The 20065-nt window shown below is 48.0% G+C and carries 23 protein-coding genes and 1 pseudogene; 17 read left to right on the forward strand and 7 right to left on the reverse strand.

Going from position 1 to position 20065, the window contains the following annotated elements:
• Positions 1 to 3 precede the first annotated feature (3 nt).
• A complete protein-coding gene (rluE, locus tag OGX89_RS21655) occupies positions 4 to 627 on the reverse strand; it encodes a 23S rRNA pseudouridine(2457) synthase RluE (RefSeq protein ID WP_003832405.1) in 624 nt (207 codons plus the stop codon).
• A gap of 202 nt (positions 628 to 829) precedes the next feature.
• On the opposite strand from rluE, the gene icd reads away from it, so the two are divergent.
• The 3 genes from icd (at position 830) to OGX89_RS21670 (ending at position 3356) form a co-directional block, all read left to right on the forward strand.
• The gene (gene icd / locus OGX89_RS21660) at positions 830 to 2080 is read left to right on the forward strand and encodes an NADP-dependent isocitrate dehydrogenase (RefSeq protein WP_003030769.1); all 1251 of its coding nucleotides are present in this window, start codon (positions 830 to 832) and stop codon (positions 2078 to 2080) included.
• Between the two features lie 525 nt (positions 2081 to 2605).
• Positions 2606 to 3091, forward strand: coding sequence for an outer membrane beta-barrel protein (locus OGX89_RS21665; RefSeq protein WP_032934565.1), 486 nt, complete (start codon positions 2606 to 2608; stop codon positions 3089 to 3091).
• Between the two features lie 10 nt (positions 3092 to 3101).
• Positions 3102 to 3356: a hypothetical protein gene (locus OGX89_RS21670; protein WP_003832408.1), complete on the forward strand. Its 255-nt coding sequence runs from the start codon at positions 3102 to 3104 to the stop codon at positions 3354 to 3356.
• 60 nt (positions 3357 to 3416) lie between these two features.
• On the opposite strand, the pseudogene OGX89_RS21675 reads toward OGX89_RS21670, so the two are convergent.
• Positions 3417 to 3539, reverse strand: a pseudogene (locus OGX89_RS21675) (cytochrome b); the annotation flags it as partial.
• Positions 3540 to 3622: 83 nt separating this feature from the next.
• Positions 3623 to 3895 carry a hypothetical protein gene (locus OGX89_RS21680; RefSeq protein ID WP_003832409.1) on the reverse strand — a complete coding sequence of 91 codons (273 nt, stop codon included), beginning with the start codon at positions 3893 to 3895 and terminating at the stop codon, positions 3623 to 3625.
• Positions 3896 to 4136: 241 nt separating this feature from the next.
• Here OGX89_RS21680 and pdeG point away from each other — a divergent pair, with 241 nt between their 5' ends.
• Positions 4137 to 5660, forward strand: coding sequence for a cyclic di-3',5'-guanosine monophosphate phosphodiesterase PdeG (gene pdeG / locus OGX89_RS21685; RefSeq protein WP_126956059.1), 1524 nt, complete (start codon positions 4137 to 4139; stop codon positions 5658 to 5660).
• A 169-nt stretch (positions 5661 to 5829) separates the two neighbouring features.
• Entirely contained in the window at positions 5830 to 6027 is a 198-nt protein-coding gene (locus tag OGX89_RS21690) for a hypothetical protein (protein WP_003832412.1), read from the forward strand.
• Between the two features lie 116 nt (positions 6028 to 6143).
• Here OGX89_RS21690 and OGX89_RS21695 read toward each other — a convergent pair whose 3' ends face one another.
• Positions 6144 to 8231: a TonB-dependent receptor gene (locus tag OGX89_RS21695; protein ID WP_126956061.1), complete on the reverse strand. Its 2088-nt coding sequence runs from the start codon at positions 8229 to 8231 to the stop codon at positions 6144 to 6146.
• A 396-nt stretch (positions 8232 to 8627) separates the two neighbouring features.
• Between OGX89_RS21695 and OGX89_RS21700 the strand changes: the two genes are divergently transcribed.
• The 11 genes from OGX89_RS21700 to OGX89_RS21750 all read left to right on the forward strand — a co-directional run bounded on the left by OGX89_RS21700 (position 8628) and on the right by OGX89_RS21750 (position 17023).
• Positions 8628 to 10250 carry an ABC transporter substrate-binding protein gene (locus tag OGX89_RS21700; protein WP_126956063.1) on the forward strand — a complete coding sequence of 541 codons (1623 nt, stop codon included), beginning with the start codon at positions 8628 to 8630 and terminating at the stop codon, positions 10248 to 10250.
• Positions 10250 to 11224 (forward strand): ABC transporter permease, encoded by a 975-nt coding sequence (locus tag OGX89_RS21705; RefSeq protein ID WP_003832417.1) that lies wholly within the window; start codon positions 10250 to 10252, stop codon positions 11222 to 11224. Before OGX89_RS21700 ends, OGX89_RS21705 begins: the two co-directional genes overlap by 1 nt.
• Entirely contained in the window at positions 11214 to 12026 is an 813-nt protein-coding gene (locus OGX89_RS21710; protein WP_003832419.1) for an ABC transporter permease, read from the forward strand. Before OGX89_RS21705 ends, OGX89_RS21710 begins: the two co-directional genes overlap by 11 nt.
• Entirely contained in the window at positions 12020 to 12814 is a 795-nt protein-coding gene (locus tag OGX89_RS21715; RefSeq protein ID WP_126956065.1) for an ATP-binding cassette domain-containing protein, read from the forward strand. The genes OGX89_RS21710 and OGX89_RS21715 overlap by 7 nt, the downstream gene beginning before the upstream one ends.
• Positions 12798 to 13385, forward strand: a complete 588-nt coding sequence (locus OGX89_RS21720; RefSeq protein ID WP_003832423.1) for an ATP-binding cassette domain-containing protein — start codon at positions 12798 to 12800, stop codon at positions 13383 to 13385. Before OGX89_RS21715 ends, OGX89_RS21720 begins: the two co-directional genes overlap by 17 nt.
• 31 nt (positions 13386 to 13416) lie before the next feature.
• Positions 13417 to 13932: a phospholipase D family nuclease gene (locus OGX89_RS21725; protein WP_003832425.1), complete on the forward strand. Its 516-nt coding sequence runs from the start codon at positions 13417 to 13419 to the stop codon at positions 13930 to 13932.
• Between the two features lie 77 nt (positions 13933 to 14009).
• On the forward strand, positions 14010 to 14660 hold the full coding sequence (gene zinT, locus OGX89_RS21730) for a metal-binding protein ZinT (RefSeq protein ID WP_003832427.1): 651 nt from the start codon (positions 14010 to 14012) through the stop codon (positions 14658 to 14660).
• A gap of 139 nt (positions 14661 to 14799) precedes the next feature.
• Positions 14800 to 15438 (forward strand): leucine efflux protein LeuE, encoded by a 639-nt coding sequence (gene leuE, locus OGX89_RS21735; RefSeq protein WP_003832429.1) that lies wholly within the window; start codon positions 14800 to 14802, stop codon positions 15436 to 15438.
• 173 nt (positions 15439 to 15611) lie between these two features.
• Positions 15612 to 15974, forward strand: coding sequence for a DUF1971 domain-containing protein YeaR (yeaR, locus tag OGX89_RS21740; protein WP_126956332.1), 363 nt, complete (start codon positions 15612 to 15614; stop codon positions 15972 to 15974).
• Positions 15975 to 15977: 3 nt separating this feature from the next.
• Positions 15978 to 16160: a DUF1869 domain-containing protein gene (locus OGX89_RS21745; protein ID WP_003832433.1), complete on the forward strand. Its 183-nt coding sequence runs from the start codon at positions 15978 to 15980 to the stop codon at positions 16158 to 16160.
• A 218-nt stretch (positions 16161 to 16378) separates the two neighbouring features.
• A complete protein-coding gene (locus OGX89_RS21750; RefSeq protein WP_126956067.1) occupies positions 16379 to 17023 on the forward strand; it encodes a hypothetical protein in 645 nt (214 codons plus the stop codon).
• A 52-nt stretch (positions 17024 to 17075) separates the two neighbouring features.
• Here the strand turns inward: OGX89_RS21750 and fdhF are convergent, their stop codons facing one another.
• Positions 17076 to 19223 carry a formate dehydrogenase subunit alpha gene (gene fdhF / locus OGX89_RS21755; protein WP_126956069.1) on the reverse strand — a complete coding sequence of 716 codons (2148 nt, stop codon included), beginning with the start codon at positions 19221 to 19223 and terminating at the stop codon, positions 17076 to 17078.
• Positions 19224 to 19584: 361 nt separating this feature from the next.
• Here fdhF and OGX89_RS21760 point away from each other — a divergent pair, with 361 nt between their 5' ends.
• Positions 19585 to 19833, forward strand: a complete 249-nt coding sequence (locus OGX89_RS21760) for a GlsB/YeaQ/YmgE family stress response membrane protein (RefSeq protein ID WP_003832440.1) — start codon at positions 19585 to 19587, stop codon at positions 19831 to 19833.
• A 48-nt stretch (positions 19834 to 19881) separates the two neighbouring features.
• On the opposite strand, the gene yoaJ is transcribed toward OGX89_RS21760, so the two are convergent.
• Entirely contained in the window at positions 19882 to 19956 is a 75-nt protein-coding gene (gene yoaJ, locus OGX89_RS21765; RefSeq protein ID WP_095533175.1) for a protein YoaJ, read from the reverse strand.
• Between the two features lie 2 nt (positions 19957 to 19958).
• The gene (locus tag OGX89_RS21770; protein WP_032941789.1) at positions 19959 to 20057 is read right to left on the reverse strand and encodes a YoaK family small membrane protein; all 99 of its coding nucleotides are present in this window, start codon (positions 20055 to 20057) and stop codon (positions 19959 to 19961) included.
• Positions 20058 to 20065 lie beyond the last annotated feature (8 nt).

Here is a 20065-nt window from a genome sequence, read left to right on the forward strand (position 1 = left end):
CGGTTACGATTTCAGTTCCCGCCACTCGCCGTTAGCAAGATTTTCCAGCGTGTAATCCCCCATGGCATAGCGGATGAGGCGCAGCGTAGGAAATCCAACATGCGCTGTCATACGACGTACCTGACGGTTGCGGCCTTCATATAAGGTAACTTTCAACCAGCTGGTGGGAATGTTTTTCCGTTCCCGAATCGGCGGATTTCTCGGCCACAGCCATACGGGTTCCTCTACTACTTCAATGCCTGCGGGTAGCGTGGGGCCATCATTGAGCGTTACTCCGTTACGCAGGGCGTCCAGCGCTTCTGCTGTCGGCTCGCCTTCAACCTGGACGTAATAAATTTTCCCGGTACGCTTACCGGGTTGCGTTAACCGCGCCTGCAGCGCGCCGTCATTGGTTAGCACCAAAAGCCCTTCGCTGTCCCGGTCGAGTCGGCCCGCCGCATAAATTCCCGGCACGGGAATAAAATCTTTTAACGTGCTTCTGCCAGCCTCGTCAGTAAATTGTGGCAAAACATCGTAGGGTTTATTGAACAAAACCACGCGTTTTGGCTGGTTTTCTTTACGCTGCTTAGTGACTTGTCGTGAGCTGAATCGCTCAACCCGGTGATTTCTAAAAGAAGTTTTTTGCATGGTATTTTCAGATTATATCAATTGCCGCATTATAGCCTAAGAACGAGTGTCTTTCATGGCGGCGAACAATAGGGTAGTATTGACACGCTCATTACAAATCATTAACAAAAAGTTGCTCTAACGCATCCGTGTAGCAGGACGCAAACGCACATGCAGCGTGATGACAGACGAGCAGAACCAGAAGCGCTCGAAGGAGAGGTGAATGGAAAGCAAAGTAGTTGTTCCGGCGGAAGGTAAGAAGATCACCCTGCAAAACGGCAAACTCAACGTTCCTGAAAATCCGATTATCCCGTTCATTGAAGGCGACGGTATCGGCGTTGATGTAACCCCACCGATGATCAAAGTTGTCGATGCTGCTGTCGAGAAAGCCTATAAAGGCGAGCGTAAAATCTCCTGGATGGAAATCTACACCGGCGAGAAATCCACTCAGGTTTATGGCCAGGACGTCTGGCTGCCTGCTGAAACCTTAGATCTGATTCGTGAATATCGTGTTGCCATTAAAGGCCCTCTGACCACCCCTGTTGGCGGCGGTATTCGCTCTCTGAACGTAGCTCTGCGTCAGGAACTTGACCTGTATGTCTGCCTGCGTCCGGTGCGTTATTATCAGGGCACACCAAGCCCGGTTAAACACCCTGAACTGACCGACATGGTCATCTTCCGCGAAAACTCCGAAGATATCTACGCGGGTATCGAGTGGAAAGCTGACTCTGCCGATGCTGAGAAAGTGATTAAATTCCTGCGCGAAGAGATGGGCGTGAAGAAAATCCGCTTCCCGGAACATTGCGGCATTGGTATCAAACCGTGTTCTGAAGAAGGGACTAAACGTCTGGTGCGTGCAGCGATTGAATACGCCATCGCCAACGATCGTGATTCAGTTACCCTGGTACACAAAGGCAACATCATGAAGTTCACCGAAGGCGCGTTCAAAGACTGGGGTTACCAGTTAGCGCGTGAAGAATTCGGTGGTGAACTGATCGACGGCGGTCCATGGGTGAAAATCAAGAACCCGAAAACCGGTAAAGAGATCGTGGTTAAGGACGTTATCGCCGATGCGTTCCTGCAACAGATCCTGCTGCGTCCGGCTGAGTATGACGTGATTGCCTGTATGAACCTGAACGGTGACTACATCTCCGATGCGCTGGCCGCACAGGTGGGTGGTATTGGTATCGCGCCGGGTGCAAACATTGGTGACGAATGCGCTCTGTTCGAAGCAACCCACGGTACTGCACCGAAGTATGCAGGTCAGGATAAAGTGAACCCAGGTTCCATCATTCTGTCTGCTGAAATGATGTTACGCCACATGGGTTGGGTAGAAGCGGCTGACCTGATTGTTAAAGGTATGGAAGGCGCGATTAACGCGAAAACCGTAACCTATGACTTCGAACGTCTGATGGACGGCGCTAAGCTGCTGAAATGTTCAGAGTTTGGTGACGCGATCATCGAAAACATGTAATCCAGATCTTGGGTTGTATGAGAACGGGAGCCGAGAGGTTCCCGTTTTTTTTTACCTGCAAAATGCTTTCCTGGCGCTCATACTATTAAACTCATTTAAATAGCACTGAAGAACAAATTTTTATCTTTGCCATTACAATTTTATTTTTTTGATAAAAATTTCCATGGCTGTCAATATTTCTTTATTTAACTCTATTCGGGTATGAGAACTAACTATAATTGAGTGGTGTTTGTATCTTATTGATTATCAGATGGGAAATAATCATTTTAACAATAAGGAAAATATTGGGAATATGTAAAAGGAATAAGCATTTTAAGATTTTTTTTGCTCTAATTTTAAATCCATTTTTATCAGCGTGTTATGACAGTTGATTATTCTGAATATTAGTAATGTCCAAAAAAGAACATTTTCTCCGATTGATGTTTTTTTACCTTTCTGTTTTTCTGTTGGCAACATGCTTGAGAAATAAAACTCAAAGCATGATTCCTTATTATGTGTGTTACTTACTATTAGTTGATGATGAAAATGGTTATTAAAATGCTAAGTTTAAAAACAGGTTTAGTGGCTGTTACATTATGTTTTGCTATGACAGTTTATGCAGGAGAAAGCGTAGTCACCGGCGGTTATGTACATACCCGGACAGATGGACAGAACCTTAATGGTTTTAACGCTAAATATGGTTATACCCCAGATGAGAGTGATTTTGGTGTTATGACATCCTTAACCATTTCAGCAAATGACGATAATGATATAGATCGTGGTTATGGTTCTGCATTAGTCGGCGCAAGTTATAAAGTAAATGATGTGGTAAAACCTTATGTAATGGCGGGTATTGGGAGAGGTGCGATCAAAGCTAATGGTGAAACTGACACTTCTACAGGTTTTGCCTATGGCGCTGGTATTCAGTTTATCCCCATTGCAGGTTTCACTGTTGATGCAGGCTATGAAGGTTCTAAGGTCTTTGGCGCACAAGCTAATAGTATTGTAGTCGGCGCCGGCTGGACATTCTAAGGTTATTTATATGAATAAATTAATGATAATATTGGTTGCGTTTTCTGCTGTTTCCTTGATGTCTGGTTGTGTATCAGAAGAACAACGCTTAGCAAAGTGCGAAGCGAAGGGAATTAGCCGTGATGTTTGTTATCACGAAGAAAAAGAATATTGGAATAATTACAGTGCTAATATGAGTCGACTGCAGGCAGCTAATACACAAGCGGATGCTTTCAAAGAGGCTATGAGTGATCACAAGAAACATAAGCATCATGATGACGATTAATATTTAAGAACACGCACATACGGTCTTGAGTGCTTATGTTCTTAATATTTTAATCATCTATTAATTATTCAAATGGTTTTGCTCAGGCATCACTCTCAAAAGCGTATTATCCTTCTGTATATAGTGATGAAATAATGCAGCGCCAGCATGGGCTGCAATCAGAAAGTAACAGATATCGGCGAACTGACTTCCCCCAAAGCCAGAGTTTTTTTGATAACCATGGCCTTACTTTGGTTTGAGAAAAACGCTTCGTCTGCTGTGTGCGATCATTCTTTTGATGAAAGTTTGTACGGAAATACATGCAGAGCGTTGGCTGCGATGGGGTAAACTCCCAGGCCTTCTGTTCTGGCTTTGATTTCCTCGAAAGAGAGTGAAGGGGATGGTTCTCGTCCGCCCCACAGATTAATGCCCTCAGGAACATCGTCCCGACTGTACTCCTCGGCGATCTCGATGGTTCCGCCACTATTCAATTCGATGACAACGCTTTTTCCGTCAACAGGAATCAGGTGCCCGTCATTGTCAGTGATAAAGATTTTCATTTGATTACCTCTTATTAGTGCATTCCTATGATAGCAAAATTGGATGAGGTGCAACGCCGGTTTTGTACTGCAAATTTCAGTAATGATTTTATCAATAAATTAGTAAGTTACGTTGTTATTGAGGAAATGTGACTGGGCGCATGGCGACTTTTGTTTCTGTCTACCATGCTCTGTAGAGATGAATTAGAACACGTCAATGCTCATCGCAACGACTGATCGGCTTTCGCCACAGGACATGAGAATGCGCAAAGCACTTTTACCGGTAACCGCTGCGGTGTGTCTTTTTTTGATCGGTGTTTTTATTCTTAATATGCAGCTTTGGTATTCCTCTTCGACAGAAACCCTTGGAGGAGCCAGATATGCCGCGAAAAATATGGATAACATACTGGATGAAGCTTTCCAGGCAACCCGAACCGCTATGCACATCGCCGAAAAAAAATGCGATCTGGAGGGGCAATACCAACTCGGAACCGAAGCTGCTCTGCGGCCTCATTTGCGAACGCTGATCATTATCCGACAAGGGAAGGTTTGGTGTACGTCACTGCCAGGTAATCGGATCTTGCTTAAGCATATTCCGGTGATTGCTGATACAAATCTGCTGCTTACTCCCGCAAGAAATACGGAAAATGAGATACCCGTTCTGCTGTATCAAACTCGTTTTCAAATTAACCGCATCATTGTCACCATTAGCGGGGTGCATATCCGTGGAGCATTGAATGTTCCGTTAAAGGGAGTGGCATATTCACTACTCGTAGGTGACGAAGTGCTGGGTTTATTGGGCGATGTGAAAACCGTTACGGCAAGCGCACGGATGTCTGGCCTGGTGAATTCCGCAAAGTATCCGTTCAGTATTATTTATAATAAACCGCCACTGTTTAGTGCAAAAAGGCTGGTTACACAAGGTTCAGGGATTCTGGTTTTTATCCTGTTAATGTCTTTCGCAGTTGCTTATGCCATTGATAAGTATATGAACAAGAACGATACCCCTGAAGAAACGTTGAGCAGGGCGATAGTAAAAGGAGAGATCGTGCCCTTTTATCAACCTATCGTAAATGGTCGTGAGGGGACGTTACGCGGTGTTGAAGTGCTGGCCCGATGGAAACATCCAAAAGCCGGATATATCTCTCCTGCTTCCTTCATTCCCGTGGCCGAAAAATCAGGCCTGATAGTGCCCCTAACTCAAAGTCTGATGAGGCAGGTCGCGGCGAATATGAACGCCATTGCCAGCAAACTGCCATCTGGCTTCCATATCGGCATTAACTTCAGCGCATCCCATATCACATCCCCTACATTCGTGCAGGAGTGCCTGCATTACAGGGATAGTTTTAACCGAGATGACCTCAATCTGGTAATCGAAGTTACTGAGCGCGAGCCGTTAGATGTGGATGAAGATCTTGTGCAGAGGCTCAATATCCTGCATGAGAATGGCTTTGTGATTGCGCTGGATGATTTTGGTACGGGCTATTCTGGGCTTTCTTATTTGCATGACATGCACATTGATTACATTAAAATCGATCAGAGCTTTGTGGGAAGGGTAAATGAGCTTCCCGATTCAACCCGAATTTTGGATTGTGTTCTCGATTTGGCGCGCAAGCTGTCTTTAAGCATCGTTGCTGAAGGGGTTGAAACGAAGGCTCAGCTTGATTATCTCAACAAAAACAACATTGTTTTCCTGCAAGGGTACTATTTCTATAAACCAGTAACCTTCACTGAGTTCGTCATGATTCTGCTGTCAAAGCCTAAAGTGAAGGTTTTTGTCGAATAAATACAAGATAACCTAATTGATGAAAAGTGAGCATGAAATCTGCTTCGGTAGCAAAAATCCGACGATTATCTTTATCGTGAGGCAAATCTCGGATTCTGATATTTAAAATCTATACCCTTATCGATGTGGTGGTTATTTGTGTTTTCATATACAGCAACTGGATAATGGTATGGCAGATATAACATTCGCGATGGAGCGTGATTCAAGTCACAAAGCGGCGAAAAATAAGTTGGATGTGCGAAGCAAAGCGAAGAACACAAATCGCAATCAGCTTGCGATTGCCGCAGTCCTGTTTTTAGGCGGTATCGTCGGGATTATTGTTTTGGCATTATATCTAATGGTGCAGGAAGGGGTATTTCTGTATTAATTGTTTAAATATTCTTATATGTTAAAATAAGATGATGATTATATCTTGTGTCTTCTCTCAATAATATTCTGCTGGTCGGGGTATTAGTGTGCCCCGACCAGCAGGATCTTATAAAATTAGAACTGATAATTTAAAGATACCCAGTAGTTACGACCAGGGTTTACGTATCCGGTAGTGGATTGTGCAGTCTGATAATAATCACCTGCGTAGGTGCTATTGCGGCCCACCTGGTACAATTTGACCTCACTAAAGTCTTTATCCAGCACGTTATTAACCGCCGTATTAAGCGTCAGATCTTTGGTCAGCTTATAAGACATCCCCATGTCGACAACGGTCCAGGCTTTTAAATCAGCGCCTTTATCGTCATAGACGGCCTTTTGTACCGCACTAAGGTTGTCGTAATTTTCGGTAAAGCGTGGGGCTTTGCCGCGATAACGTGCGCTGAGCCAGGCGTTCATATCTTCCGTTGCCTGCCAGTTCAGACGGGCGTTAGCCATATGTTTTGGTGTGTAACTTAATGGCGCGCCTTTATTGTCACCATCTTTTTGCTTGCTCTGAGTGTAGGTGTAGTTGAGAGATAAGGTCAGCACATCCGACCATAGAGGGAAGGTGCTGGCAAATTCAACGCCATCGGTCCTTGCCTTGCCGCTGTTGGTATAGCTGTTGGTATTATCATCGATAGAATATGAGACAATTTTATTTTTGTATTCGGTATAGAAGCCGGTAATGTTGGCGTTAAGCCCGGCGTCGTTCTCGTAATACAGCCCGGTTTCGTAGCTGATACTTTCCTCAGGTTTGAGGTCCGGGTTACCGACCGTATTCACCGTTCCCTGTGCGGTTACACCGCTGATCCCGTTATGCAACTGGCTTAGTGATGGTGCTTTATAACCTGTCGTTACGCCGCCTTTGAGCGTCCAGGCGTCGGAAACGTCCCAGACCATATAGGCACGCGGGCTGAGATGACCGCCAAAGACATCGTTATGCTCATAGCGTGTTCCTGCGGTTAAGGCCAGCGAGTCGAGAATATGCCATTCATCTTCCGCATAAGCTGCCCACGTTTTTTGATGGAACGTCTCGCCGGTATTGGCCAGTACCACACCATCTTTCATCCGTGCATCCCAGTATTCTCCGCCAAGGGTTAAGAGGTGTGAATCACCTAATGGCGTCAGCAGCACTGAGTCAAGAATGACGTTGGTGTTCTTCAGTTCACGCGCGTCACCGGCCCGGCCTGCGTTCTCTGGCGTGAGTGCGGAAGATACCAATTGCCGGCCTTTGTTTTCGGTTTTATTCCAGCCGAGGGAGGATTTCCAGGTGCCGAACGTTAAGGCTGTATCGTGGCCGAGGGTCACTTTGTTACGCTCATAGCGTAGCGTTTTATCATACCCCCCTGTCAGGTTGCCCAACTGCCCGTCATCGTTGTCATAGCGCTGTCTGGCGGAGTCGAGATCTAACCATAACGTATTGTTCTCGTTGGTTTTCCAGTCGAGACGCGTGCCAATATTATAGTTTTCCGACTCGGTAGGATAAGGTACGCGGGTGGAGGAGGTATCGCTGAGGGAGGTGACGCTGGAACCCTGACGCTGGGTTGTGCTCCCCCGAACCTGCATATCCAATACGCCCGCAATCAACGGGCCGCTTGACCAGAAGTTGGCGACCGTACTGTTACCCCATTTATTACTCTCTTGCAGGTTAACGCCGGTATTGATGGAAGTGCTCCATTTATCGGTGCTTTTTTTGGTGATGATATTCACCACGCCACCGATTGCGTCGGACCCATAAAGCGTCGACATCGGGCCGCGGATCACCTCAATATGATCGATCGCCGCCAGTGGGGGCATAAAGCTGGTATTCATGGCAGAGAAACCGTTTGGCGTTACGTCGCTGCTGCCGTTTTGACGAATACCGTCAATCAGGATCAAGGTATAGCTGGCAGGCATGCCACGGATGCTGATCTCCAGACCGCCGGTTTTACCGGTGCTGCTTTCAACATCTACCCCTTCAACAGAACGCAGGGCTTCACCTAAGTCATTATATTTATTGGTTTGTAACTCTTGCTGAGAAATAACAGAGACGCTGGCGGCGGCATTGGTGATTTTCTTTTCATAACCGGAAGCGGTTACCACCATGACATCTTCAGCAAATACCAGGGGGCTGGAAAATCCTAAACAGGACAGAACGACAGAGGAAACAGGTTTTAAACGCATAGTCAAACTTCCTTTGTTAAAAATTCAAAGGCAGTAAGATAATTGATGGAAATGATAATACAAATAATTATCATTACAAATTTACATAACTTGTCACTTCTGGTGTTTTTCTTGAATAAATATACATAAATTGTCATGAGTTTTAGAAAAGGAATTAGCAGGAAGGGCCAATAGTCCGCACAGGCAATTATTAGTTCGGGATTAATATCCCTGTGAATAAATGGCGAGGGATTAATCTATTTTCTGAGGTTCACATCGTACTCATAACGGAGTATCAGAAAAAAGTATGATAATTTTAGAAAATCGTCATACTTTTCTGCGCCGCATCATTTTTTTCGTCATTTCTGTCCGCCATAATCCCTTCCCCAGGAGACTGCTTAACGAGGGTAAATCGTTATGCAGCATAAAAATAACGTAAATCTGGATAACATAATGATCAAAGGCAAGCTGGCACTGCTTACGTGCGCATTGACTCTCGCATTAACTTCACCACTTCTTGCCGCGCAAAATGCGAACGAAGGGCAGACGTTAAAACTGGCAATTGGCCCAGAACCAACGGAAGGGTTTGACCCGATGCTGGGCTGGAGTCATGGCAGCTATTTGCTTTTGCATGCACCATTATTAAAACAAAATGCAGATATGAGCTGGGGAAACCTGCTGACGGAAAAAGTAGAGACCAGCGCAGACGGCAAAACCTGGACATTGACGTTAAAACCTGACCTTAAATTCTCTGATGGTTCCCCGCTAACCGCTGAAGATGTGGTGTTCACCTATAACAAAGCAGCAAAAAGCGGCGGCAAAATCGACATGGGAAACTTCACCCATGCCAGCCTGAAAGATAACCGTACGGTAGAAATTACGCTAAATAGCCCACAGAGCACCTTTGTGAATGTGCTGGGTTCTTTGGGTATTGTTCCGGCGAAACGGTATGACGAAAAAACATTTGCCAAAAATCCGATTGGCGCGGGTCCTTATCGGCTGGTGAGTTTTCAGCCGGGACAGCAGTTGATCGTGGAGGCTAACCCCTGGTATGCCGGTAAGAAAAATGATTTTAGTAAGCTGGTGTTTGTCTTCCTTGATGAAGATAACGCTTATGCCGCAGCGCGCAGTGGCCAACTGGGACTCGTACGTATCGCGCCGTCGATGGCGGTCGCTCCTCAGCAGACAAATTTGAAACTTTGGGTACGCGATAGCGTGGAAAACCGGGGCATTGTGTTCCCGATGGTTCCTGCAGGTAAAAAAGATGCCAATGGCTATCCGATTGGGAACGATATCACGGCCGATGTTGCCATCAGGCGCGCCATCAACTATGCCATCGACCGTAAGCAGCTTGCCGATCAGGTCATGGAAGGTCATGCGATTCCTGCGTATAGCGCAGTGCAGGGGCTGCCGTGGCAGGGGCAATCCGTTGCGTTCAAAGATGGTGACAGTGAAAAAGCACGTACGATTCTGGAAGAAGCCGGCTGGAAGGTAGGTAAAGATGGCGTGCGAGTGAAAGACGGCAAAGAGGCTCGACTGACTTTATGGTACGCCAGCGGTGACAGTACGCGCCGGGATTTAGCTGAGGCCGTACGTGCGATGCTGGAACCGTTGGGAATTCAGGTATCACTACAGTCCGGAAGCTGGGAAACTGTTGAGCGTCACATGCATGCGAACCCGACACTATTTGGTTGGGGAAGCCTGGATCCGATGGAGCTTTTCCATCATTACAGTAGTCAGGCCGCGGGCGTGGAATATTACAACCCAGGCTATTACAGCAATCCTGTTGTTGAACAGCATCTTAAACAGGCTATCGACGCCCCAGACTGGCAAAAGGCGTTGCCTTTCTGGCAACAGGTGGAGTGGGATGGCAAGCAAGGGGCTGGCGTGCAGGGCGATGCTGCCTGGGCATGGCTGCTGAATATTCAGCACACCTACCTGGCAAATCCGTGTATTGATTTAGGCAAAGGTGCACCGGAGATTCACGGTAGCTGGTCACTGCTCAATAATCTGGACGAATGGACCTGGACCTGCCGTTGATGAAGTCTGTTGTGGGCCATTTTCTACGGCTGATAGTGTTATTAGTGCTGGTTGCGGCTGGCACTTTTGTGCTGCTCAGCTTTTCTCCAGTCGATCCGATTCGCGCTTATATTGGCAACGATCTCCTGCATGTGCCGCCGGAGCAATATGCACGCATTGCTGCTCGCTGGGGATTGGACCAGCCGCTATGGGAGCGTTTTGGTCACTGGTTTTTACGGGTATTGCAGGGCGATCTCGGCTATTCCATGTTGTTTAATGCGCCGGTTGCCAGCGTGATCAAGGAACGCTTTTCCACCTCGTTTGCGCTGCTTGGCGGCGCGTGGCTACTCTCCGGCATATTGGGAACGGCAATGGGGTTTGTCGCGGGTCGCTACCTGAATCGCTGGCCGGACAAAGCAATCTGTCGCCTCAGCTATCTGCTCTCCTCGTTGCCGACCTTCTGGATTGGCATGTTGCTGCTGGCGTTATTTGCCGTGCGCTGGCCGGTATTTCCGGTCTGCTGCGCATGGGAGCCGGGTAACAGCGGCGATATGGCCATGCTGACCGAGCGTCTGCGCCATCTGGTGCTTCCCGTTTGCGCGCTCAGTTTGCTGGGACTGGGACAAATTACGCTTCATACGCGGGAAAGCATCGCCAGCGTAATGAAAAGCGAATTTGTCCGTTTTGCACGTTCCCAGGGAGATAAAGGCTGGTCACTGTTACGCCATCAGGTTCTGCGTCATGCAATTACGCCTGCGCTGTGTTTGCAGTTTGCCTCACTGGGAGAACTGCTGGGAGGTGCACTATTGGCCGAAAAAGTCTTCGCGTATCCAGGACTGGGGCAGGCCACCATTGATGCCGGATTACGCGGCGATCTGCCGTTACTGATGGGGATTGTGTTGTTCAGTACCGTACTGGTGTTCATTGGCAATTCGCTGTCTACCTGGCTTGTCCGTATGTTGAACCGTGCTCTGGAGCGACCTGATGCTCTATAACCCGACGCCGACGCTAATTCGTCTTTTGTTCTCTTTCAGCTGCCTGTTATTCATTGCAGTGTATGGTGCCGCAATGCTGGATAATCCGTTGAGCGTTAATCTGCTTGCCCGTCATCTTCCACCTGATGCGATGTATTGGTTTGGCACCGATAATCTTGGTCGCGATCTGTGGATCCGTTGTTTTCAGGGGGCACTAACCAGTCTGCAAATTGGTATTGGTGCGGCGTTGTGCAGTGGCTTGATTGCGTTAATGATGGCGGCGGTTTCGCGCATACATCCGCGTCTGGATGTGCTTATGCGCCTTATAACTGATGCCATGCTGTCGATGCCGCATCTGCTATTGCTTATTTTGATCTGTTTTACGCTGGGCGGCGGGAAAAACGGGGTAATCATGGCGGTTGCACTAACGCACTGGCCGCGTCTGGCGCTGATCCTGCGTGCTGAAGCGCAGCGCGTGGCCCACAGTGACTATCTGACGTTGACCTGGCGTCTGGGGCACGGCCATTTTTACTGCTGGCGGCATCACTATCTACCGGCGTTGTTACCCCAGTGGCTAACGGGAACATTGCTGATGTTTCCCCATGCAGTGTTGCACAGCGCGGCGTTAAGCTTCCTCGGTTTTGGACTGGCACCGCATGAACCGTCGCTGGGCCTGCTGCTGGCGGATGCGCTGAGGTTTATCAGTCATGGCGACTGGTGGTTAGTGCTGTTTCCTGGACTGATGCTGTTCAGTCTGGTGATGTTATTCGATCAGCTCGCAAGGGCGGTGCATCGTTTATGGTTACGAGGTGACGCATGTTGAGTTTAAGGCAGGTCTCACTGGACGTGGCGCGTTATCGCTGGTACGGCGCGAAAAACTGGTCTTCGCTGTTGCAGGATATCTCTTTCGACGTAGCGCCTGGTCAGATGGTGGCGCTAGTTGGAGGAAGTGGAGAAGGTAAAAGCCTATTGCTGCAATGTCTGCTCGATCTCTTACCAGACAATTTGCGTTTCAACGGCGTTATTACCCTGGAAGGTAAAACGCTGGACAGTGATGACATTCGCAAATGTCGTGGCAATACCTTTAGCTACGTCCCGCAAGGTATTCAGGCACTTAACCCGCTGCTCTCGATTGAAAAGCATCTGCGCAGGGCATGCCAGCTTTCTGACCAGCAATGGAGTGCCGGAAAAATTGAACGATTGCTCCAGCGTAGCCGACTGGAAAGTCGCGTATTAGATGCTTTTCCGCGTCAGCTTTCAGGCGGTATGGCAAAACGTGTTCTGGCTTGTCATGCGTCTCTGAGTCAGGCTCGCTATATTCTGGCGGATGAAATTACCGCCTGGCTTGATGCACCTCTCGCTAATCAACTGCTTGAACAGTTGCGTGAGCAATGTGAGCAAGGGGCTGGCGTTTTATGGGTAACGCATGACCTCACGCTGGCGGCCCGCCATGCGGATCGTATTGTCGCGCTGCATCAGGGAAGGGTGTCGGATAACGTCAGCCGGGAACAGCTGTTACGCGGAGAGATTAGCGAACACCTGCAACGACAATGGCGGGCGCTGCCTGAAAGAAATCAACTTTTTGGAGAGCGCGATGCTGTGCTGTCGTGATGTAACAATCCGTCAGGGGGAAAAGGTTCTGTGGCAAAATCTGACCTTCTCTCTACGCCCTGGAGAACGTATTGGGATTTGTGCGCCCAGTGGAACTGGCAAAACGACGCTGGGACGCGTGCTGGCGGGCTGGCAGAAACCAACTTCCGGTGACATTCTGGTTGATGACCAACCTTTGCCGATGCACCAGTATTGCCCGGTGCAACTGGTGCCACAGCATCCGGAATTAACTTTTAACCCCCGACGCAGCACCGGTGATGCGGTGTATGATGCATGGCGACCGGATGCTGCAATGCTTACCCGTCTTCACATCAATCCAGAGTGGTTAACCCGCCGTCCTGGACAACTTTCTGGTGGTGAACTGGCGCGAATTGCTTTACTTCGCGCGCTGGACCCGCGGACACGTTTTCTTATTGCCGATGAAATTACTGCCCAGCTTGATCCTTCTATTCAACGGGATATCTGGGCGCTGCTGCTTGAAGAATCTCAGCGTCGGCCATTGGGTATGCTCATTATCAGTCATCAGCAGGCACTGCTTGATCAGATCTGCACGCGAGCGCTACTCTCTTAGGTCTCTTTCGCATTTCAGGCAAATAACTAACGTGATCGTAAAAACTATCGCTGTGGCTGCGCTAATGTACGGGGCGGGTGCTTTTGCAGCACATGCTTCCATTCAGGTGGGTTTTTCACCGGAAGGATCGGCTCGGGCTTTAGTGCTGGATTCAATCAACCATGCGCAGCACAGCATCGATATGATGGCTTATTCATTTCAGTCTGCAGATATTGTTCAGGCATTGGTCAACGCTGAAAAGAGAGGCGTTGTGGTTCGGGCTGTTATCGATAAGAAACGAAACCAGGGTAAGGTGAGCCAGAAGGCCATCGCTTTTGCTGCCGCGAATGGGGTTGATGTTCAACTGGATGGTCACTACCACATCCAGCACGACAAGGTAATGATTATTGATGGCGACACGCTGGAAACCGGTTCGTTCAACTTTGCCAAATCCGCAGAATTTGCTAACTCTGAAAATGTGTTAGTTATTCGTGACGAACCTGCCGTTGTTGCGCAGTATCAGGCCCATTTTGACAGCCGTTGGAAAATCGCGCACCAGAGCGGTTAAATGTTTCACAACGCCGTTGATTTAAATGTGATGTTATATTATAACATTTCACTCGCAATTGATTTGAGGGTGAAATTTTGGCTATTCGTTTTAAGAAACTGACAATCGCTCTGGGGATGCTTTTAGTCAGTAGTTCGGTTCTGGCGCATGGTCATCATTCCCATGGTGCGCCAATGAGTGAAGCAGAACAAAAGGCGTCTGAAGGGGTATTTGATGACAACCAGGTGCAGAACAGGGCGCTGACCGACTGGGATGGCATGTGGCAATCTGTCTATCCGTATCTGGTCAGCGGCGAGCTTGATCCGGTGTTCAAAAAGAAAGCGGAGAAAGATAAAAGCAAAACGGCAGAACAAATCAAAGCGTATTACCGTACAGGCTATGCAACCAACGTAGACACTATCGGTATTGAAAATGGCGTGATGGAGTTTCATACCGGGAATCAGGTTGCATCATGTAAATACGACTATGCCGGATATAAGATCCTGAATTATAAATCAGGCAAGAAAGGTGTACGGTATCTGTTTGAGTGTAAAGCTGCTGACAGCAAAGCGCCAAAATATGTGCAATTTAGCGATCATATTATCGCGCCGCGTAAATCGAGCCACTTCCATATCTTTATGGGAAATACCTCGCAGGCAGCCTTGCTTGAAGAGATGGAAAACTGGCCTACCTATTACCCTTATCAGTTGAAGGGAGAAGAGGTTGTGGATGAGATGCTGCACCATTAATCCGGGCTAACCTTATCTGTACACACCCGTCACCAGTGGCGGGTTTTTTAATTCATAACCTTTTCTTTCCATCACCCGATGCATTCGTTAGCATATTGTATCGCAGCAAGTGCATGTGTTTTTTCAGGAAGAGGTTAACGTGTTCGCAGAGTATGGAGTTCTGAATTACTGGACGTATCTGGTGGGAGCCATTTTTATCGTGTTGGTACCGGGGCCAAATACGATATTTGTGTTGAAGAACAGCGTCGGTCGGGGAGTGAAGGGTGGTTATCTCGCCGCAAGCGGTGTGTTTATCGGTGATGCCGTGCTGATGTTTTTGGCCTATGCCGGTGTTGCCGCATTGATCAAAACAACGCCTGTTTTGTTCAATATCGTTCGCTATCTTGGCGCGTTTTATCTGCTGTACCTAGGTGCGAAGATCCTGTATGCGACACTGAAATCGAAAGCAAGCGACGCCGCACCTGAGGAAGTCCCGTTTGGCGCTATTTTTAAGCGAGCATTAATTCTGAGCCTGACGAATCCCAAAGCTATTTTGTTTTATGTTTCGTTCTTTGTGCAGTTTATTGATGTCAATGCACCGCACTCAGGGCTGTCATTCTTTATTTTGGCCATTACGCTTGAAGTAGTGAGCTTTTTCTATCTGAGCTTCCTTATTTTCTCCGGCGCGTTTGTGACGCAGTATATTCGCACGAAGAAAAAACTGGCCAAAGTGGGTAATTCCCTAATCGGCCTGATTTTCGTTGGTTTTGCCGCTCGTCTGGCCACGCTTCAGTCGTGATGCCAATGGCCCGCTGGTTGCGGCGGGCCTTCAATATGACGCTTTGCTTTTCATTTATAATTGTAGGGTTATAACCAATAAATGGTATTTTAAATGTATATTTTGAGGCGTACCCTGTGTACAGCAGCGATTCAATAAGACTCGCTGGTTGTCGACTGGAAAAGGGAAGAAAAATGCTTCAAATTCCACAGAATCATATCCATACACGCTCTACACCATTCTGGAACAAAGAAACCGCGCCTGCCGGAATTTTCGAACGCCACCTTGATAAAGGAACTCGTGCTGGGGTTTATCCACGACTTTCGGTTATGCAGGGGGCGGTCAAATATCTCGGATACGCCGATGAACACAGTCCGGAGCCAGTAGAGGTGATGGTTATTGAAGCCGGTCAGTTTGGCGTTTTTCCGCCGGAAAAATGGCATAACATCGAAGTGATGACCGACGACACTTACTTTAATATCGATTTTTTCGTTGCCCCGGAAGTTCTGATGGAGAGTGTAAATCAACGAAAAGTCGTGCGCACCGGCAAGGAGTAAATCATGGGCAAAGCAACCTATACCGTAACCGTGACCAATAACAGCAACGGTGTTTCTGTTGATTATGAAACAGAAGCGCCGATGACGTTACTGGTGCCGGATGTGGCAGCAGAAGTGGTCAAAGACTTGGTCAATACCGTTCGTTCGTACGATACCGAGAATGAGCATGAAGTCTGCGGATGGTAGGTATTAAATACTCTTACTGATTGAATAAAAAGAATTTTAATATACTAACCGCACAGCGTTTTGACGGCGCTGTGCGGTTATTTTATTTGTGTTGAACGTAGTGATGTCCGAAAAAAGATTCCTTAAGAATACCTTAAGAAATCCGCATTGAATGCTAATTGTCGATCATTCACAGGAGTTATGATCGCAAAAAAGTAACAATACAGAACATCGCGCTTATGAAACTGAATACCCAAATTACATTCCCCACACTTATTCTAGGACTGGTCATTGTGGCGATCCCGTTCACCGCGAACTGGAATCTTCCGCTGCTTAACGGCACTGTCGTCAGATGGATCGAAAATGGGCAGGCGCTATGGCTACTGTTTGGTGCGGTATTTACCCTTGGCTATATTCGGCCTTTATCACGACCTGAAGGCGAGAAGCAATTTTGGCTTTGGGCAGCCGCGTGGTGGTTGGTATTGCTGGGGAGAAGCACCAGTTGGGGCCGCGACTATTTCCCGGAGCAGCCTAAACTTCTGTTCAGAGCTATCTCTGTTGTAATGATTTCCATGATTATTCTGCCGGTGCTGTTGTCGAAGCGCTTACGCTTGGATATTGTCCGACGCGTGCGTAATGAACCGCTACCGCTCTGGCTGCTGGCGATCACCGCCTGCGCATTTTTGATTTCCGATACGGTAGAGCATCATCGTCTGCTGGCTCCCATCTTCCTGCACAATGCCCAATATGGCGATATGATTGAAGAATTGTACGAACTGCCGTTTATGGCTGGCCTGTTTCTGATGAACCTCGGTTTTATGCAGCGGGATATGCAGGAGGAATCTGTCTCCATCCGTTTCAGTGAACCTCACCTGGTAAAGTAATGAGATAAGACCTGAGTCTGGGTAACCAGACTCAGGTGGCGATGGTGGGGAATTACGCAATGGCCTCACATAAGCGTGATTTCATGTCGCTATACGATTGAGCGGCATACTTTTCAGCCCATCTCTGATCGCTAATGTGCTCGATATTTACGGCACAATATTTGGTTTCTGGCGTTTTCGAGATTGGATCGAGGTTATCCTGGGTCAACTCGTTGCATGCACCAATCCACCATTGATAGGTCATATAAACCGTTCCGGAATTGATGCGCTCGGATACATCCGCACGGCTGATGACCTTACCCCGACGCGAGCTGACCCACACCAGATCACGATGACGGATACCGAGTTTTTCGGCATCATGGGTATTGATTTGCACATATCCTGGTTCATCAGCCAACGCTTGTAACGCTGCGCAGTTACCGGTCATAGAGCGACAGGAGTAATGCCCAACCTCACGCACGGTACACAGTACCAGCGGATAATTGTCATCCGGAACTTCTGCGGGCGCTCGCCACGGTGCGGCAAACAGTTTGCCTTTGCCGTTGGCGGTATCAAACTGGCTGTGTGCGTAAAGGTATGGCGTACCAGGACTATCGAGATCCGGGCATGGCCACTGAACATGCCCCATTTCCCCCATTTTCTCATAGGTCACGCCGTAGAACAGCGGACACAGCTCGCGCATCTCATCCCAGATTTGCTGGTTATTTTGATACTGCATTGGATGGCCCATTTCGCTGGCCAAAAGGCTGATGATCTCCCAGTCACGTTTTACATCAGCGGTGGGTTCAATCGCTTTCTCAAAACGCTGGAAGCCGCGATCGGCGCAGGTAAAGACGCCGCCATGTTCGCCCCATGAGGTGGCGGGCAGGAGAACATCGGCCATTTCCGCTGTCTTAGTCATGAAGATGTCTTGCACGACGATAAAATCGAGCGCGTTAAACCCTTCGCGGACCAGGCCCAGGTCGGCCTCGGTTTGCAGCGGATCCTCTCCCATGATGTAGTAGGCTTTTATTTTGCCTTCGATAGCCAGGTGTGGAACTTCAGTGATGCGCGTTCCAACCTTGTCATCCATCTGATTAACGTCAATGCCCCATGCGCTGGCGAATTTTTCCCTGACTGCGGAATCGGTCACGTCCTGATATCCCGGGAACTGGTTAGGTAGTACCCCCATATCACACGCACCCTGCACGTTATTTTGCCCGCGCACCGGACCAACGCCGACGTTAGGGCGACCCAGATTCCCGGTCAACAACGCCAGGCTCGATAAACCGCGAACCACATCAACAGCCTGACCAAACTGAGTGACGCCCATCCCCCACATTACGGTTGCCGATGGTGCTGCGGCAAATGTACGCATTGCCTGACGAACCTGCTGTGCGGGAACGCCGGTCAAATGTTCAACCGCTTCAGGCGCATAGTCTTTAACGGTTTCCCAGTATGTTTCCAGCCCTTCCGCATGCTTTTGCACATACTCGCGATCGTAGAGTTGCTCTTCGATAAGAACATGACCAAAGGCATTAACCAGAGCCATGTTGCAACCGTTTTTCAACTGCAAATGTTGGTCAGCAATACGAGCGGTTTCAATACGACGTGGGTCGCAGACAATGATTTTTGCGCCGTTCTGGCGAGCTTTAATTACCCGGCGGGCTACGATTGGGTGCGAGTCGGCGCAGTTATAACCAAAGATCAGCAGACATTTTGAGTTTTCAATGTCGCTGATGGAATTGCTCATGGCGCCATTGCCTAACGTTTCTTGTAACCCGGCAACGGAAGGACCGTGACAGACGCGGGCACAACAATCGACATTATTGGTATGAAGTACACCACGTGCGAATTTTTGCATCACGTAGTTAGTTTCATTTCCGGTTCCCCGGGAGGAGCCGGTGGTCATGATGGCGCGAGGACCATAGGTTTTTTTGATTTCAGACAGGCGTTTTGCGGTGTAACGAATGGCTTCATCCCAGCTAACGGGCGTGAATTTGCCACCTTTTTCATAACGGATCATCGGGCGAGTCAGACGGGGAGTCAGGAGGCGAGTGTCGTTAAGAAAGTCCCAACCATAATAGCCTTTCAGGCATAACTGATTTTGGTTCGTTACACCCTCTGCGGCTTCGGCACGGATGATTTTGTTATTTTCGACAACAAGCTTGAGCTTGCACCCGGCCCCACAGTATGGGCAAACACTGGTGATTTTTTTCATCAATAACAGACCTGTTAAATGCTGAAATAGCGCGAATTGTAGACGCAGCCACGCGATAAGCACCGCGGACTACGATTTGTCGTAGCGACGGGTTGTTAAAGCATAAAGTGTGCCAGAAGTGAAAACCCAGCAATAACGGGGCTGACGGCAAAAGCGTTAAGCATAATGACTGACGATTCGACATTAATGACGAGGAGCGGCAAAAATTTAGCCTACCGGTCAGCAGTCATAACCTTATGAAACATCGGAAAAAGATGAAAATATGAAGTGATGACGATCACAAATTTTAATTTTTCAGCGCTATGCTATGCTTTTATACAACGAGTGAATCGTTAATTTAAAAACATAAGTGAGGAAAATTATGGGCATTATTTCATGGGTGGTTTTCGGTCTTATCGCTGGGATTTTGGCAAAATGGATTATGCCGGGTAAAGATGGCGGCGGATTCTTTATGACCATTATCTTAGGGGTTGTCGGTGCGGTAGTGGGTGGCTGGATCAGTACCTTCTTTGGTTTTGGTAAAGTTGATGGTTTCAACTTCGGCAGTTTCGTCGTAGCGGTTATCGGTGCGATTGTGGTGTTGTTTATCTACAGAAAAATCAAAAGTTAAGTAAACATACAGACAATAGAGGCCACTGATAAGTGGCCTTTATTTTGGTTACCACCACCCCAGTTCCGTGCCCAGAACCACGATGATCGCCACGCCAATCATAATAATCGTTGTTTTTTTCATCGTTATGCTCCCGGCGCAGCGTAGCCGCCAATAAAAAACCAGGATAAGAAAACGACAGCGGAAATGAAAATAATGACGGGGAAAATAATACCGAGTCGCATACGATTAT

This window comes from Citrobacter sp. Cpo103, from assembly GCF_030332605.1.
GTDB classification, from domain to species: domain Bacteria; phylum Pseudomonadota; class Gammaproteobacteria; order Enterobacterales; family Enterobacteriaceae; genus Citrobacter; species Citrobacter portucalensis.